The organism is Streptomyces sp. NPDC051662, assembly GCF_040681655.1.
Taxonomy (GTDB): domain Bacteria; phylum Actinomycetota; class Actinomycetes; order Streptomycetales; family Streptomycetaceae; genus Streptomyces.
Genome location: NZ_JBFAZD010000018.1, coordinates 90219 through 107248 on the forward strand (window position 1 = coordinate 90219; position 17030 = coordinate 107248).

General features: G+C 69.0%; 14 protein-coding genes. 9 read left to right on the forward strand and 5 right to left on the reverse strand.

What is annotated here, in order from left to right:
- Positions 1–168: 168 nt before the first annotated feature.
- Positions 169–1005 (forward strand): HAD-IB family hydrolase, encoded by an 837-nt coding sequence (locus tag AB0M67_RS27370; RefSeq protein WP_365749631.1) that lies wholly within the window; start codon positions 169–171, stop codon positions 1003–1005.
- 419 nt (positions 1006–1424) lie between these two features.
- Here the strand turns inward: AB0M67_RS27370 and AB0M67_RS27375 are convergent, their stop codons facing one another.
- Positions 1425–2300: an oxidoreductase gene (locus AB0M67_RS27375; protein WP_365749633.1), complete on the reverse strand. Its 876-nt coding sequence runs from the start codon at positions 2298–2300 to the stop codon at positions 1425–1427.
- A gap of 102 nt (positions 2301–2402) precedes the next feature.
- On the opposite strand from AB0M67_RS27375, the gene AB0M67_RS27380 reads away from it, so the two are divergent.
- A complete protein-coding gene (locus AB0M67_RS27380; RefSeq protein WP_365749635.1) occupies positions 2403–3389 on the forward strand; it encodes an ATP-binding protein in 987 nt (328 codons plus the stop codon).
- Between the two features lie 5 nt (positions 3390–3394).
- Entirely contained in the window at positions 3395–3562 is a 168-nt protein-coding gene (locus tag AB0M67_RS27385; protein WP_365749636.1) for a hypothetical protein, read from the forward strand.
- A 47-nt stretch (positions 3563–3609) separates the two neighbouring features.
- Here the strand turns inward: AB0M67_RS27385 and AB0M67_RS27390 are convergent, their stop codons facing one another.
- On the reverse strand, positions 3610–4887 hold the full coding sequence (locus AB0M67_RS27390; RefSeq protein ID WP_365749638.1) for a hypothetical protein: 1278 nt from the start codon (positions 4885–4887) through the stop codon (positions 3610–3612).
- A 304-nt stretch (positions 4888–5191) separates the two neighbouring features.
- Between AB0M67_RS27390 and AB0M67_RS27395 the strand changes: the two genes are divergently transcribed.
- The 6 genes from AB0M67_RS27395 (at position 5192) to AB0M67_RS27420 (ending at position 13714) form a co-directional block, all read left to right on the forward strand.
- Entirely contained in the window at positions 5192–7906 is a 2715-nt protein-coding gene (locus AB0M67_RS27395) for a SulP family inorganic anion transporter (RefSeq protein ID WP_365749639.1), read from the forward strand.
- A 255-nt stretch (positions 7907–8161) separates the two neighbouring features.
- Positions 8162–10117 (forward strand): acetate--CoA ligase, encoded by a 1956-nt coding sequence (gene acs, locus AB0M67_RS27400; protein WP_365749640.1) that lies wholly within the window; start codon positions 8162–8164, stop codon positions 10115–10117.
- A 235-nt stretch (positions 10118–10352) separates the two neighbouring features.
- On the forward strand, positions 10353–11750 hold the full coding sequence (gene nhaA, locus AB0M67_RS27405; protein WP_365749764.1) for a Na+/H+ antiporter NhaA: 1398 nt from the start codon (positions 10353–10355) through the stop codon (positions 11748–11750).
- Positions 11751–11812: 62 nt separating this feature from the next.
- Positions 11813–12307 (forward strand): phage holin family protein, encoded by a 495-nt coding sequence (locus AB0M67_RS27410; protein ID WP_365749643.1) that lies wholly within the window; start codon positions 11813–11815, stop codon positions 12305–12307.
- Entirely contained in the window at positions 12304–13293 is a 990-nt protein-coding gene (locus AB0M67_RS27415) for an alpha/beta hydrolase (RefSeq protein WP_365749645.1), read from the forward strand. Before AB0M67_RS27410 ends, AB0M67_RS27415 begins: the two co-directional genes overlap by 4 nt.
- A gap of 241 nt (positions 13294–13534) precedes the next feature.
- Complete coding sequence (locus AB0M67_RS27420; protein ID WP_365749647.1) at positions 13535–13714, forward strand: hypothetical protein; 180 nt, start codon at positions 13535–13537, stop codon at positions 13712–13714.
- Positions 13715–13770: 56 nt separating this feature from the next.
- On the opposite strand, the gene AB0M67_RS27425 is transcribed toward AB0M67_RS27420, so the two are convergent.
- The 3 genes from AB0M67_RS27425 to nth form a co-directional block, all read right to left on the reverse strand.
- Positions 13771–14970 carry a MarP family serine protease gene (locus tag AB0M67_RS27425; protein ID WP_365749649.1) on the reverse strand — a complete coding sequence of 400 codons (1200 nt, stop codon included), beginning with the start codon at positions 14968–14970 and terminating at the stop codon, positions 13771–13773.
- A 165-nt stretch (positions 14971–15135) separates the two neighbouring features.
- Positions 15136–15861, reverse strand: coding sequence for a CoA pyrophosphatase (locus AB0M67_RS27430; protein ID WP_365749651.1), 726 nt, complete (start codon positions 15859–15861; stop codon positions 15136–15138).
- A 174-nt stretch (positions 15862–16035) separates the two neighbouring features.
- The gene (gene nth / locus AB0M67_RS27435) at positions 16036–17022 is read right to left on the reverse strand and encodes an endonuclease III (protein WP_365749654.1); all 987 of its coding nucleotides are present in this window, start codon (positions 17020–17022) and stop codon (positions 16036–16038) included.
- Between the last annotated feature and the right edge of the window lie 8 nt (positions 17023–17030).

The following is a 17030-nucleotide window of genomic DNA, read 5'->3' on the forward strand; positions in this document are numbered from 1 at the left end:
GACCCCCGCCGGGGGGGGAGAGCGGGGGTCGTCCCCACGGCCGACTCGGGGGGGGAGGAGCCGGACCGGGTTAGCACGGTCGCGAACGATCCGTGACTTCCATGGTGTACCCGAGAGCCTTCTCAGGCAAACCCACGCGCCCCAGCTTACGCCGAATGGTGGGCGCATATGCTCGGCCTCGTGGAAAACCACTCCTTGCCGCGCACAGCAGCCTTCTTTGACCTGGACAAGACGGTCATTGCGAAGTCATCGACGTTGACCTTCAGCAAGTCCTTCTACCAAGGCGGCCTGATCAACCGCCGCGCCGTACTGCGCACCGCATACGCGCAGTTCGTCTTCCTCGCCGGAGGCGCCGATCACGACCAGATGGAGCGGATGCGGGAGTATCTCTCCGCGCTCTGCAAGGGCTGGAACGTCCAGCAGGTCAAAGAGATCGTCGCCGAGACACTGCACGACCTCATCGACCCGATCATCTACGACGAGGCGGCGTCCCTCATCGAGGACCATCACATCGCCGGCCGCGATGTGGTGATCGTGTCCACCTCCGGCGCGGAGGTCGTCGAGCCCATCGGCGAGCTGCTCGGGGCCGACCGAGTGGTGGCCACCCGGATGGTCGTCGGCGCCGACGGCTGCTTCACGGGCGAGGTGGAGTACTACGCGTACGGGCCCACCAAGGCCGAGGCGATCAAGGCGCTCGCCGCGTCCGAGGGATACGACCTCTCCCGCTGCTACGCGTACAGCGACTCCATCACCGACGTACCGATGCTCCAGTCGGTGGGACACCCCTACGCGGTCAACCCCGACCGTGCGCTGCGCCGGGAGGCGACGGCGCGCGACTGGCCGATTCTCGTCTTCAACCGGCCCGTGCGACTCAAGCAGCGCCTGCCCGCCTTCTCCATGCCGGCCCGGCCGGCGCTGGTCGCGGCGGCAGCGGTGGGCGCGGCAGCGGCGACGGCCGGGCTGGTCTGGTACGCAAGCAGACGACGGCAGGCGACGCTCGCCTGATGCCGTCCCCTGAAGCCGTCCGGCCTCACGGCCCCGGGCCGGCCAAGACCCGCAACTTATGACCGTTTTGCCATTATTTGAAGCTAAAAGTAAAGAAGTTCAGTCAGGGGTTTCGTATCCCTGCGGACAGGAGTAGAAAGGAGTCAACGGCCCGCGAGACCAAGGACATCCGAGAGGATCACCTGTTTACGCACCAGGCCCCACGGACCGAGCATGAAAACTGAGCACCCACGCGACGTCGACCCGTCGATTACGGGCCAGCCGCACCAGGTGACGGGCGAAGTACCCGACCTGATGGGCAACACAACGAGGACGCTTGGTAACTCGGTGGACATGCCAGCGGCGGTGCCAATGAGGCGCCGCCGCAACCCTGTTCAGGCCACTTTCCCCCGGGCCATATCCGCTCGGACGACCTCCGCTCAGGCCGCGCCCCGCTGAAGTGCCTCACAGACGGCGGTCGACTCACGTACACCCAGTTCGATCGCCCGACCGCAGTGGGTGATCCACGCGGTCATGCCCTCCTGAGTGCCCGACACATACCCGTCAAAGGCAGCGGCGTACGCCGCGCGCCCCAGCTCGGCGTGACCCACCTCCGCCGGGCAGACCGACTTGGGGTCCAGGCCGCTGCCGATCAGCACCACACGCTCGGCCGCCCGCGCCACCAGCCCGTTGTACGAGCCGAAGGGGCGCAGCGCCAGCAGCTCGCCATGCACCACCGCCGCCGTCACCAGGGCCGGCGCCCTGCTCGGCGCGACCACCAGCCGCGACAGCCCCTCCAGCCGCCCGGCCACCTCGTCGGCCTCCGGCAGTGGAGCCTTGGTCAGTGGTTCCGGCACATCACCCCCGGGCGCCTCCACGACCGGCTCGCCCGCCAGCCGGGGGCGTCCCACGGTCTCGTCCGTGACACCCGCGCCCCCGGCCGCCACCAGATGCAGTCTGGCGAGCACGCGCAGCGGCGACTGCCCCCAGATGGAGAGGAGTTGGCCCGCCTCGGCGTTCAGCCGGAGCGCCGCGCCGACCGTACGGGCCTCGGCCTCATAACCGAAGTCGCTGCGCCGCCGCACCTCTTCGAGCGCCCAGTCGGCACCGGACAGCGCCGCGGAGCCGCGTGCCGCACGCAGGGCCGCCTCGGAGGTGACCTCATTGCTGCGGCGGCGCATCACGCGGTGGCCGTAGACGCGGTCGACCGCCCTGCGCACGGAATCCACCGCGTCGGGCACCCCCGGCAGGGAGGCCAGCGCGAGCAGGGGGTCGTCCGGCCGAGGCGCGAAAGAGGCGTCAGAGGTCGTACTCATAAGTAGGGAGGCTACGCGCCCGTGCCGCGCGCCCCACCTTGGAGTGGTCTTCCTCACTCAATCACCTCACCTTGAGCGAGATTGCCACTACTCTAGGTGAACATGAAGATCGCTTTCGTGGGCAAGGGCGGCAGCGGCAAGACCACGCTGTCCTCGCTCTTCATCCGTCATCTGACCGCCAACGAGGCCACCGTCGTCGCGGTGGACGCCGACATCAACCAGCATCTCGGGGCCGCGCTCGGCCTCGACGAGACGGAAGCCGCCGCGCTGCCCGCGATGGGCGCGCATCTTCCGTTGATCAAGGACTATCTGCGGGGCAGCAATCCGCGGATTCCGTCGGCCGAGGCGATGATCAAGACGACACCGCCGGGTGAGGGGTCGCGGCTCCTCCGGGTCGGCGAGAACAACCCCGTGTACGAGGCGTGCGCCCGTACCGTCCAACTGGACGATGGCGAGATCCGGCTGATGGCGACCGGCCCCTTCACCGAGTCCGATCTGGGGGTGAGCTGCTACCACTCCAAGGTCGGCGCGGTCGAGCTGTGCCTCAATCATCTGGTCGACGGCCCGGACGAGTACGTGGTGGTCGATATGACGGCGGGCTCGGACTCGTTCGCCTCCGGGATGTTCACCCGGTTCGACATGACGTTCCTGGTGGCGGAGCCGACGCGGAAGGGCGTGTCCGTATACCGCCAGTACAAGGAGTACGCGCGGGACTTCGGCGTCTCGCTGAAGGTCATCGGCAACAAGGTCCAGGGCAGGGACGATCTGGACTTCCTGCGCGAGGAGGTGGGCGAGGACCTGCTCGTCACCGTGGGCCACTCCGACTGGGTCCGTGCGATGGAAAAGGGCCGGCCGATCCGTTTCGAGCTCCTGGAGGCGGACAACCGCTGCGCGCTCCAGACCCTCCAGGACGCGGCGGAGGACTCGTACGAGCAACGCGACTGGGAGCGGTACACACGGCAGATGGTCCACTTCCACCTCAGGAACGCGGAGAGCTGGGGCAACGCGAAGACGGGTGTCGACCTCGCCGCGCAGGTCGACCCCGCCTTCGTCCTCAGCGAAGCACTCGCCGTACCCCAGCCGTCCTGAACCCCATGCCTCAGCCCAGCCGGCGGACGGAGTCCGACGCCGCGTCCCGAAGCCCGGAAGGCGCCCTGGCGCCGACCGGTGCGAGGAACGCAGAAGGAGGAATCTGCCTCGCCGCGCAGGTCGACCCCGCCTTCGTCCTCAGCGAAACACTCGCCGTACCCCAGCCGTCCTGAACCAGGAACGTCGAAGCGCGTCCGCCCCCGTTCCGCCGGCAGCGCCGTCAGTGCTTTTCGGAGTGGTCGGCCGGGCGGGCGGGCGGGGACGGGCTCTTGCTCGCGGGGGCGGCCGCGAGCGCCGTCCAGCCGCCCTTGGGTGCCTTGCCGACGCCCAGGCCCCGGTACTTCTCCAGGGTCTGCGGGTCCTGCGCGTCCAGCCAGTCGGTGAGCTGGCGGAACGTCACGCACCGCACGTCCTTCTGGACGCAGACCGTCTTGATCGTGTCCTCGACGGCGGTCATGTACGTGCCGCCGTTCCAGGACTCGAAGTGGTTGCCGATGATCAGCGGCGCGCGGTTCCCGTTGTAGGCCCGGTCGAAGGCTTCCAGCAGACCGTCACGCATCTGGTTGCCCCAGTACGCGTGCTGCGAAGGATCGCCGTTGACCGTTCCTGACTGGTTGAACATGAAGTTGTAGTCCATCGAGAGCGTCTCGAAGTCACGCCCCGGCACCGGGACCAGCTGGAGCGGAATGTCCCAGAGGCTGTCCGTCTTCTTCGGCCAGACCTGGTCGCCGATGCCGCTGGAGTCGTAGCGGAACCCCATCGTCTTCGCCGCCCGCATCATGTTCTTCTGCCCTTCCAGGCAGGGCGTGCGGGCGCCGATCATTTCCTTGTCGTAGTCGAAGGGGAGCGGGGCCTCTTCCTTCAGGCCCGAGTTGGTCTTCCAGTTCTTCACAAAGGACTTGGCCTGGTTGATCTCGCTCTTCCACTCGTCGACGGACCAGGTGCCGACGCCGCCCTCGTTGCCGCAGAAGTGGCCGTTGAAGTGGGTGCCGATCTCATTGCCGTCGCGCCAGGCGGCACGCAGCTCCCGCAGCGTGTCCTTGATCCCGTCGTTGTCATTGAAACCGATGTCCGAGGTGCCGCGACCGTGCTGGGGCGGGGCGTACAGATCGGCCTTCTCCTCAGGGAGGAGATAGACACCGCTCAGGAAGTACGTCATCTTCGCGTTGTACTTCTTGGCCACCCCACGGAAGTGGGAGAAGAGCTTCTGGCTGTCCTCGCCCGCGCCGTCCCAGGAGAACACAACGAACTGGGGCGGCTTCTGGCCCGGCTTCAGCTGCTCAGGCTTCGGCATATTCGGCTGGGCGCCGGTGAAAGCGGTTGAGCCGTCACCGATGAGCTGCACGGCGTTCCCAGCGGCTCCCTGGGCCTTCTCGGGTCCGGGGGCGCCATTCGTGACCTTGTCATTGGCTCCCTGCGACCCGGAACACCCCGCGAGCCCGACGGCGAGCGCCATGACGGCGGCACCCCAGCCGACTCTCCTTGTGGCGGCCAGCATCCGCCCACCTCTTCCTTCAGGTTTCAGTACCGAAGTGCCGAGCGGCGACTGCCGGCACGGCGCCGAGCGCCGACAACGTCGCACTGAGACCGATGAGAAGAAGAAACGACAAGCCGTACAAGATCACTAATCACTCCCCCAGGTGAACCATTGCCCCATTTGCCCGGAAAGTCGTGCCGGAGTCTTTACTCTCCATTACGATCTATTTACCGAGTGTTGAGGAAGACGCCCCGCCACTGCACGCCGTGACCCACGGCCGCGCCCCCACACATTGCGACCGCGCCGCCCGGAGGAGACGGGAAATATGACTGCCGCCATCCCCACCCCCACCAACCCCGTGTCCTGGACCGCCCGCGTCGACTCCACGATCCGGACCACTCCCATTGAGACCGTGTCCCGGTTCACGCGCATTTCACAGTTCCGACGGCCACGCAGACCGCCAGGTGGAGACCGCGACCACCGTCGCGGCCCCGGAGGGAGCGAAGGACGCGGAGGGCGCGGGTTCCGGATCGCCGGAGCCGACGTGTCCGCGTCGATCTCCGTCTTCCTGATCGCGCTGCCGCTCTCCCTGGGCATCGCGCTCGCCACCGGCGCACCGCTCCAGGCCGGCCTGGTGGCCGCCGCGGTCGGCGGTCTGGTCGTCGGCCGGCTGGGCGGGGCCCCGCTTCAGGTCAGCGGTCCCGCCGCCGGGCTCACCGTCGTCACCGCCGATCTGATCCAGCAGTTCGGCTGGCGCGTCACCTGTGCCATCACCGTCTGCGCCGGGTTCGCCCAACTCGGCCTCGCGGCGCTGCGGGTGGCCCGCTCGGCGCTCGCCGTCAGCCCGGCGATCGTGCACGGCATGCTCGCCGGTATCGGCGTCACGATCGCGCTCGCCCAGCTCCACATCGTCCTCGGCGGTAAGCCGCAGAGCTCCGCTGTCGACAATGTGCGCGGTCTGCCCGCCCAGTTGGCCAATCTGCATCCGGGCGCGCTCTCCGTGAGCCTGCTGACCATCGCCGTACTGCTCGCCTGGCCACGGATTCCGGGGCGTACGGGTCGGATCGTACGCAAGATCCCGGGCACGCTCGCCGCGGTGGCGATCACGACGGCCCTGGCGGCGCTCGCCGGGGTCAGCCTGGAGCGTGTCGATCTGCCCTCCTGGAGCAGCCATGCCATGCCGGCGCTGCCCGAGGGTCCGGTGCTCGGACTGCTCGCGGCCGTTCTCACGGTCACTCTGGTCGGCAGCGTCGAATCGCTGCTGTCCGCGGTCGCCGTGGACAAGCTGGCGGCGGCCCGCAAGACGCCGGGCGTCCAGATCCCGCGCGCCCGGCTGGACCGGGAGCTGGCCGGGCAAGGGGCGGGGAATGTCGTCTCGGGCGCGCTCGGCGGGCTGCCCATCACCGGCGTCGCCGTACGCAGCGCCGCCAATGTGGCGACCGGCGCGGTGAGCCGGAATTCGACCATGCTGCATGGGCTGTGGATCGCCATCGCGGCCCTGCTGCTGGTGCCCGTGCTCGATCTGATCCCGCTGGCGGCCCTGGCCGCGCTGGTGATGGTCGTCGGGGTCCAGATGGTGAACCTCGTCCATCTCCGCAGTGTGCAGCGGAACCGCGAAATGCTGGTGTACGTGGTGACGCTGGCCGCCGTGGTGCTCACCGGCGTGCTGGAGGGCGTGGTGATCGGGATCGCGGTGGCGGTCGCGGTGGCGCTGCACCGGCTCACCAGGACCCGGATCACGGTCGAGGTAGAGGACGGGGTCCATCGCGTACGCGCGCGGGGCCAGTTGACGTTCCTCGCCGTGCCGCGGCTCAGCCGGGTGCTGCACCAGGTGCCCTGGGACGTGGACTGCGTGGTCGAGCTGGACGGATCCTTTATGGACCATGCGGCGTTCGAGGCCCTGCACGACTGGCAGACCGCGCATATCGCCCATGGCGGTACGGCCGAGTTCACCGGCCGGGCGGGCAGCCGGATCACCGAGCCCGCCAAGGAGTCGCCCAGCTGCTGCCCGCCGTGGACGCCATGGCGCAACCACCAGTGCGGGGAGTACGCCCTCGCGCAACCGAGCGCCTCGCCCGGTTCGGAGCGGACGGACGCCCTACCCACGGACGCCCTACCCACACTCGGCCCGCCCGCTGCCGGCCCATCCTCGGCCGACCTGCGCACAGCCGCTCCATCCACAGTCGACCTGTTCGCGGTCGGCCTGTCCTCAGCCGCCGCGTCCGCAGTCGGCCCATCCACAGCCGCCCCGTCCGCAGTCGGCCTGTGCGCGGCTGACCTGTGCACAGCCGACCTGTCAGGGACGCACCCGTCCGCAGGCGTGGCGCGTTCGCCCCGGGCCCGTCAACTGGCCAACGGGATCAGCTCCTTCCAGCGCAATACGGCCCCACTGGTACGCGCTGAGCTGGCCCGGCTGGCGCGTGAGGGGCAGCGGCCCTCGCAGCTCTTCCTCACCTGCGCCGACTCCCGGCTGGTGACGAGCATGATCACGTCCAGTGGTCCGGGCGACTTGTTCACCGTACGGAACGTGGGAAATCTGGTCCCGCTGCCCGGCGCGGATGGCGCGGACGATTCGGTGGCCGCGGCGATCGAGTACGCGGTGGATGTCCTGCGCGTGGAGTCCATTACCGTGTGCGGGCATTCGGGATGCGGGGCGATGCAGGCCCTGCTGAACACCCCCGCCGACGCGGACGGGGTCGCGACCCCGCTGCGGCGCTGGCTGCGCCATGGGCTGCCCAGCCTGGAGCGGATGCGAAGCCGTCAGCACTCCTTGGCGAGGATCTCCAGACGGCTGCCCGCCGACGCGGTCGAGCAGCTCTGTCTGACCAATGTCGTCCAGCAGTTGGAGCATCTGCGGGCCCATGAGTCGGTGGCCCGACGGCTGGCCGAGGGCACGCTGGAACTGCACGGGATGTACTTCCATGTCGGCGAGGCCCAGGCGTATCTGCTGGCGGACGGAGTCGGGGCTCGCGATGACCGCGGCGACGAAGAGGTGTTCAACCTGGTGGCCCCGACCACGCTGGAGGAGTCGCGCGCCTGAACCGAACTCGTACCGCATCCGTGAGAGTCTGTGGCCCCCCTTCCCACCATCCCGGGGAGGAGGGCCACATCTCAGAGGGCCACATCTCAGTCGGACGCGGGACAGCGGATCCGGGACCCGTGACCGGGCGGCGGATCCGATCCCATCACACAGGTCTAAACCAATTCCTGGAAGCCCCTTGTCACCCGGTCATCCGCCTGATGAGCTAGGCCCGGGACACATAGGACATAGGACGCCCTGGGAAAGGGAGATGTCGTGAGCAACGAAAGCCTGGCCAACCTGCTCAAGGAGGACCGGCGGTTCGCACCGCCGACCGAGCTGGCCGCGCACGCCAATGTGACGGCGGAGGCGTACGAGCAGGCCGAGGCGGACAGGCTTGGCTTCTGGGCCGAGCAGGCGAGGCGGCTCACTTGGGTCACCGAGCCGACCGAGACGTTGGACTGGTCGAACCCGCCGTTCGCGAAGTGGTTCGCGGACGGTGAGCTGAACGTCGCCTACAACTGCGTCGACCGCCATGTGGCGGCCGGTCACGGAGACCGCGTGGCCATCCACTTCGAGGGCGAGCCGGGCGACAGCCGCGCGATCACCTACGCGGAGCTGAAGGACGAGGTGTCGCGGGCCGCCAACGCGCTCACCGAATTGGGGGTGCGCGCGGGCGACCGGGTCGCCGTATATCTGCCGATGATCCCCGAGGCCGCGGTCGCCATGCTGGCCTGCGCCCGGATCGGGGCCGCGCACTCCGTGGTCTTCGGCGGCTTCTCGGCCGACGCCGTCGCCTCCCGTATCCAGGACGCCGACGCCAAGCTGGTGATCACCTCCGACGGTGGCTACCGCCGCGGCAAGCCGACCGCCCTCAAGCCGGCCATCGACGATGCCGTGGCGAAGTGCCCGCAGGTCGAGCATGTGCTGGTGGTCCGCCGTACCGGCCAGGACACCGCCTTCGACGACTCCCGCGATGTGTGGTGGCACGACATCGTCGGGCGCCAGTCCCCGGAGCACACCCCCGAGGCGTTCCCCGCCGAGCACCCGCTCTTCATCCTCTACACCTCGGGTACGACAGGTAAGCCCAAGGGCATCCTGCACACCTCGGGCGGCTATCTCACCCAGGCGGCCTACACCCACCACGCCGTCTTCGACCTCAAGCCCGAGACGGACGTGTACTGGTGCACGGCCGACATCGGCTGGGTGACCGGCCACTCGTACATCGTGTACGGGCCGCTGGCCAACGGCGCAACCCAGGTGATGTACGAGGGCACCCCCGACACCCCGCACCAGGGGCGGTTCTGGGAGATCATCCAGAAGTACGGGGTGACGATCCTCTACACGGCGCCGACCGCGATCCGTACGTTCATGAAGTGGGGCGACGACATCCCCGCGAAGTTCGATCTGACCTCCCTGCGGGTGCTGGGCTCGGTCGGTGAGCCGATCAACCCCGAGGCCTGGATCTGGTACCGCGAGAACATCGGCGCCAACAAGACCCCGATCGTGGACACCTGGTGGCAGACCGAGACCGGCGCCATGATGATCTCCCCGCTCCCCGGCGTGACGGAGACCAAGCCGGGCTCCGCCCAGCGCGCCCTGCCCGGGATCTCGGCGACCGTCGTGGACGACGAGGCACGCGAGGTGCCCAACGGGGGCGGCGGCTATCTCGTCCTGACCGAGCCCTGGCCGTCGATGCTGCGCACCATCTGGGGCGACGACCAGCGGTTCATCGACACGTACTGGTCCCGCTTCGAGGGCAAGTACTTCGCCGGGGACGGCGCGAAGAAGGACGACGACGGCGATATCTGGCTGCTCGGGCGGGTGGACGACGTCATGCTCGTCTCCGGCCACAACATCTCGACGACGGAGGTGGAGTCGGCCCTCGTCTCGCACCCCAAGGTCGCCGAAGCCGCCGTGGTCGGTGCCGCGGACGAGACGACCGGCCAGGCCATCGTCGCCTTCGTGATCCTGCGGGGTTCGGCCGTCGTCGATGACGGTCTCGTGGCCGAGCTGCGCAACCATGTCGGCACCACGCTGGGTCCGATCGCGAAGCCCAAGCGGATCCTCCCCGTCGCGGAACTGCCCAAGACCCGCTCCGGCAAGATCATGCGACGGCTGCTGCGGGATATCGCGGAGAACCGCCAGCTCGGCGATGTCACCACGCTCACCGACTCGTCGGTCATGGAGCTCATCCAGTCCCAGCTGCCCAGCGCGACCAGCGAGGACTGAGCGGGGCGGGTACGTGCGTATGTAGGTACATAGGTACGTAGTGAGGTAAGCAGCGGGGCGCTCGGCGTGCGATGCCGGGCGCCCCGCTGTGTGCTCCCCTGCGCGGTGATCGGCGCGTCCAGGTAAAGTAGGCAGCGCGTAAATAACACAACAAGATTTTCAAGGTGCGCCGGGAAGTCTGGTCGGCATGTGATGCGTCATGCCCGCAGCTCGACCGGAGGCCTCCCCCGTGCCCATATCCGCGCCCACACCCACCGGCCGCAAGTTCCTCGGACGTCTTCCACTGCCCGAGCGGAACTATCTCGCGGAGGCGCTGCGCACGGAGACTGTCGGCGGCGTCCTTCTGCTCGTCGCCGCCATCGCCGCCATCCTCTGGGCGAACACCCCGCTGAGCCACAGCTACGAGACCATACGCGACGTCCACATCGGACCCGCCGCGCTCGGCCTCGACCTCTCCATACAGCACTGGGCGGCCGACGGTCTGCTCGCCATCTTCTTCTTCGTCGCCGGTATCGAGCTGAAGCGCGAACTGGTGGCCGGGGAACTACGCGATCCCAAGGCCGCCGCGCTCCCCGTGATCGCCGCGCTCTGCGGAATGATCGTGCCCGCCCTGGTCTATGTGCTGGTCAACAAGACCGGCGGCGGATCTCTGAGTGGCTGGGCCGTGCCCGTCGCCACCGATATCGCCTTCGCACTCGCCGTCCTCGCGGTCATCGGCACCTCGCTGCCCTCGGCGCTGCGCGCCTTCCTCCTCACCCTCGCGGTCGTCGACGATCTCTTCGCCATCCTGATCATCGCCGTCTTCTTCACCAGTGATCTGAACTTCGCGGCGCTCGGCGGCGCGCTCGCCGGTCTCGTCGTCTTCTGGATCCTGCTGCGCAAGGGCGTACGCGGTTGGTACGTGTATATCCCGCTGGCGCTGGTCATCTGGGGCCTGATGTACAACAGCGGCGTTCACGCCACCATCGCCGGTGTCGCGATGGGGCTGATGCTGCGCTGCACCAGGAACGAGGGCGAGAAACACTCCCCCGGCGAGTACATCGAGCATCTGGTGCGCCCTGTCTCGGCCGGTCTGGCCGTACCGCTGTTCGCGCTCTTCTCCGCGGGGGTCTCCGTCTCCGGCGGTGCGCTCGGCAAGGTCTTCACACAGCCGGAGACCCTTGGGGTCGTACTGGGTCTGGTCGTCGGCAAGGCGGTCGGTATCTTCGGCGGCACCTGGCTGGCCGCGCGCTTCACCAGGGCCGAGCTGAACGAGGACCTGGCCTGGCCCGATGTCTTCGCACTCGCCTCGCTGGCCGGGATCGGTTTCACGGTCTCGCTGCTCATCGGCGAGCTGGCCTTCTCGACGGACCCCGCGCTCACCGACGAGGTGAAGGCCGCGGTGCTGACCGGTTCTCTCATAGCCGCCGTCCTCTCCGGGGTACTGCTGAAGCTGCGGGTCCGCACGTACCGTGCGCTGTACGAGGAGGAGGAGCGGGACGAGGACCGGGACGGCGTCCCCGACATCTATGAACAGGACGATCCGGCGTACCACTTGCGTATGGCGGAGCTGTACGAGGCGAAGGCCGCCGAGCACCGTCGGCTGGCGGAACACGCGGGGGCAGCGCGCGGGGACGGCGACGGTCCGGCATGATCGGACAACGGATTCGTAGCCGACGGTCCGTAGCCGAGAAGAGCGAGAAGAGGGAGTCACCGATGAGCGACCCCGGCAAGCACGTCGCCGACGCAGTCCGAACCGGCACCGTGATCGAAGCCGCCGCCGGCGACCGCAGCATTGGCCAGCTGGTCGCCTCGGCCACCGCCGAGATGTCCGCGCTGGTGCACGATGAGATCGCCCTGGCCAAGGCCGAGATCCGACAGGACGTCAAGCGGGGTGTGACGGGCGGGACCGCCATCGCGATCGCGGCGGTGTTCGCTCTGTTCTCTCTGCCGGTGCTGAGCTTCGCCGCCGCGTACGGGATCCACAATCTGGGGCTCGGGCTCGCCTGGTCGTTCCTGATCGTGGGCGGAGCGTTTCTGATCCTCGCGGGGCTGCTCGCCGGGCTCGCGCTGCTGAAGTTCAAGAAGGTGAAGCCGCCGGAGAAGTCCATCGCCTCGGCCAAGGAGACGGCGGCGGTACTGCAGAACGTGAAGCCGCACCCCCGCCAGGTCCGGGAAGGCACCAAGTCTGTGGCACGCTCGTCTGCATGACCGCCCCTGAATCCGACCCCGGCAAGACCTCCGGCACGGTGCCTGGCACGCCCTCCGGTGGGACCTCAGGAGCGACACCGGCTTCCGCCGTCCGTCTCGATGGTCCCTGGACCCATCGCGATGTGGCGGCCAATGGTGCGCGCTTCCATATCGCCGAGATGGGCGAGGGGCCGCTGGTGTTGCTGCTCCATGGCTTTCCGCAGTTCTGGTGGACGTGGCGCCATCAGCTGACCGCGCTGGCGGACGCCGGGTATCGCGCGGTGGCCATGGATCTACGGGGGGTGGGCGGCAGCGACCGTACGCCCCGGGGGTACGACCCTGCCAATCTGGCGCTCGACATCACCGGGGTGGTGCGCTCCCTCGGTGAGCCCGACGCGGCGCTCGTCGGCCATGATCTGGGCGGCTATCTCGCCTGGACGGCGGCCGTGATGCGGCCCAAGCTGGTGCGCCGGCTCGCGGTGTCCTCGATGCCGCATCCGCGCCGCTGGCGCTCGGCGATGCTCTCCGACTTCTCGCAGAGCCGCGCCGGATCGTATATCTGGGGCTTCCAGCGACCGTGGCTGCCGGAGCGTCAGCTCGTGGCCGAGGACGCGGCGCTGGTGGGGCAGCTGATCCGGGACTGGTCGGGCCCCCGGTCGCCCGACGACGAGGCGATCGAGATCTACCGGCGCGCGATGACCATTCCGTCGACGGCGCACTGCTCGATCGAGCCGTACCGCTGGATGGTGCGGTCGATGGCGCGGCCGGACGGCATCCAGTTCAACCGGCGGATGAAGCGACCGGTGCGGGTGCCGACGCTCCAGCTGCATGGGTCACTCGACCCGGCGATGCGGACCCGCAGCACGGCGGGGTCGGCCGAGTATGTGGAAGCGCCCTATCGCTGGCGGCTGTTCGATGGTCTGGGACACTTCCCGCACGAGGAGGACCCTGCCGCGTTCTCCGCGGAGCTCATCAACTGGCTCAAGGACCCCGAGCCGGACCGCTGAGCCGGACCGCTGAGCCGGAGCGCGCCGAGCGGGACCGCTGAGCCGGACCGCTGAGCCGGACCGCCGACGGCTTCGGGCGGTCGGCTACGGCTGACACGGACCGGTGAAGAGCGACGCGCCGCCCGCCCCGGTTGTCACCCTTTGAACGCTTGTCCTACGAACAGCCAAATGCCTCGAGCATAGGCCAATTGGCCCTCTCCCGCGCGGTTACCGACCATGGGCCAGGGGCACAGGTCGAAGTATGGGCTGGACGCACGACTACGGTGACGCAGCACGCAACCGCCGCTCGGCCTCTGCGCCGATCATCCACAGAAGGGGCGGGTCCGACGAGCAGGGCCATGATCCCCGGCTCGGTATTTCCCTGATCCTCCGCCGCAGAGCGCGCTGGGTCTCGGCCCGGCTGCGCCATCAGCGTTCCTGAGGACACGTCACAGAGCTCCGCCCGGTGCGAGCCGGGCGGGACTCCTCGGACACGCGTCAGAGCGCGCATCCCTGGGTGTCGACCTGCTGGTTGGCGTTCCGGCCGAGCGTGATGTCGTCGCGGATCTCGTCCGCCGTCAGGGCGTAGCCGGTCTGGGGGTCGTCGAGCGACCTGGCGAAGATCACTCCGTACACCTTGCCCTCGGGGGTGAGGAGCGGGCCTCCTGAGTTGCCCTGGCGTACGTTCGCGAAGAGTGAGTAGACATCGCGCCGGACCTCGCCGCGACGGTAGATGTCGGGGCCGTTGGCGTCGATACGGCCCCGGACGCGTGCGGAGCGTACGTCGTACGAGCCGTTCTCCGGGAAGCCCGCGACGATCGCGCTGTCGCCGCTGGCCGCGTCCTTGTCGGTGAACTGGAGCGGCTCGGCGGGGAGGTTCGGCACATCGAGTACGGCGATGTCGCGCTGCCAGTCGTAGAGGACGACCTTGGCGTCGTACAGCCGTCCCTCACCGCCTATCTGGACGGTGGGCTCCTCCACGCCGCCGACCACATGCGCGTTGGTCATCACCCGGCGGTCGGCGAAGACGAAGCCGGACCCTTCGAGGACCTTGCCGCAGCTGGGCGCCGTACCGACGACCTTGACGATCGACTGCTGGGCGCGGGCCGCCACCGGGCTGCCCGCCAGCGCCGGATCGGGAGCCTGCACCTCGGTGATGGGCTCATTGGCGAACGGGCTGAAGACCTGCGGGAAGCCGTTCTGGGCCAGTACCGACGAGAAGTCCGTGAACCAGCTGGACGCCTGGGTGGGCATCACGCGGGAGACCCCGAGCAGCACCTTCGAGCTGCGGACCTCCTTGCCGAGCGTCGGCAGTGAGGTCCCGGCGAGGGCGGAGCCGATCAGCCAGGCCACCAGCAGCATGGCCACGACATTGACCAGCGCGCCGCCGCCGGCGTCCAGGGCACGGGCCGGCGACCATGTGATGTAGCGCCGCAGCTTGTTGCCGAGGTGCGTGGTGAAGGCCTGGCCCACCGAGGCACAGACGATCACTATGACGATCGCGACGACAGCGGCCGTGGTGGAGACCTCGGAGTCCGCGGTCATCTCGGCCCAGACCACGGGCAGGAGATAGACCGCCACGAGACCGCCACCGAGGAAGCCGATCACCGACAGGATGCCCACCACGAAACCCTGGCGGTAGCCGACGACCGCGAACCACACGGCGGCGAGCAGCAGCAGGATGTCCAGCACGTTCACCGTCAATAGCCTCGCTTGCCTCGCGGATACGTCTCCATCGCCCCGCCCGGTCGACGGGGTGCCACGCCCGGCCGTCGGTACGGAGGTTCCGGCGGCCCCGGCGACCGGTGGCGGAGCCGCCGCGGTCAGGGACCTCCGAAGGGTGGAACATTGGGGGTCAGCCTGTCATGCACGCCAGTCCAGCGGGACCTGCTTGGAGCGGTCCCATGGCTGCTCCCAGCCCGCGAAGTACAGGATCCTGTCGATCACTCCGGCCGTAAAGCCCCAGACCAGCGCGGATGCGACCAGAAAGGCCGGGCCGCGGTGGCCGCTGGGGTGCCGGGCGGTCGCGCGGTTGGCCGGGTCCGTGAGATCCGCCACGGGGACGGTGAAGACCCGGGCGGTCTCGCCGGGGTCGACGACGCCGACGGGGGTGGGGCTGCGCCACCAGCCGAGCACGGGGGTCACGACGAACTCGCTCACCGGGATGTAGAGCTTGGGCAGCACGCCGAAGAGCTGGACCCCGGACGGGTCGAGACCGGTCTCCTCCTCGGCCTCGCGCAGCGCCGCCCGCAGCGGTCCCGTGGTGGCGGGATCGCCGTCGGCGGGGTCGAGGGAGCCGCCGGGGAACGAGGGCTGCCCCGGATGCGAGCGCAGGCTGCTGGAACGCTCCATGAGCAGCAGCTCGGGGCCGCGGGCGCCCTCGCCGAAGAGGATCAGGACGGCGGACTGCCGTCCGTCGCCGCTCTCCGGCGGCAGAAAGCGGCTGAGCTCCTCCGGTACGACGGTCCGCGCGGCGCGCACGACGGGCATCAGCCAGTCGGGCAGCCCGTCGGTGGAGACGGTGACGCCGGCCGTCGCCGGGTCGCCGTAGGTCTCTTTCGCTCGGTAGGTCTCTTCAGCTCGCGTCATAGGCACCCCTGTCGTACAACGCCTGCCGTCGGCCGGATCGTTCCGCCCGCATCCGGCTCCACTCGTTCGTGCTTCGTGCTTCGGTGCTTCGTGCTTCGTGCTTCGCGCGCGTCGCGTGCTCGCGTCGCGCGCGCCGGGTTGGTGTCGTGTCCTCATACGGAGCGGGCCGCTCGCCTACTCACCGCGCGCCGGGGCCGGTTTGCCCGGGTAGTCGGCGGGCGGGCTCAGCCACTGGCCGGGATAGCCGCCCATCTCGTACTTCAGCAGCTTGCGCGCCTTCTCCGGGTCCGTTTCGCCCTCTCCGTACGAGGGGCAGAGATGGGCGATCGGACAGGCACCGCAGGCCGGCTTACGGGAGTGGCAGATACGGCGGCCGTGGAAGATCACGCGGTGCGAGAGCATCGTCCACTCGCTCTTGGGGAAGATCGCGGCGATCTCCGCCTCGACCTTCTCCGGATCCTCCTGCTCGGTCCACTTCCAGCGGCGGACCAGCCGGCCGAAGTGGGTGTCGACCGTGAGGCCGGGGACCCCGAAGGCATTGCCGAGAACGACATTCGCCGTCTTGCGGCCCACGCCCGGCAGCGACACCAGATCCTCCAGCCGGCCCGGGACCTCGCCGTCGAACCGGTCGCGCAGCGCCGTGGACAGCCCGATGAGCGACTTCGCCTTGGCCCGGAAGAAGCCCGTCGGGCGGACGGCCTCCTCCAGCTCCTCCGGCACGGCCGCGGCCATGTCCTCGGGGGTCGGGTACTTCGCGAAGAGCGCGGGCGTCGTCTGGTTGACCCGCAGGTCGGTCGTCTGGGCGGACAGAACCGTCGCCACCAGCAGCTCGAACGGGTTCCGGAAATCCAGCTCGGGATGGGCGTACGGATAGACCTCGGCCAGCTCACGGTTTATCCGACGGGCCCGGCGGACCATCGCCAGATGCGATTCCGGCTTGGCCGTGGTCTTGGCGGCGGGCTTGGCGGCCGTCTCGGGCGCGGCCTTGGCCGTGGTCTTGGCCGCCGCCTTCGTCGCCGCCTTGGCCGTGGACTTGGTCGTGGACTTGGCCGTGGTCTTCGCCGCGGCCTTGGTCACCGCCTTGCCCGTTGACCCTTTTGCGGCTTTTTTCCCTTTCGCTGAGGGCTGTTCGCCCACAGCGGAATTCTGCTCCGCGGACACTCTTCCAG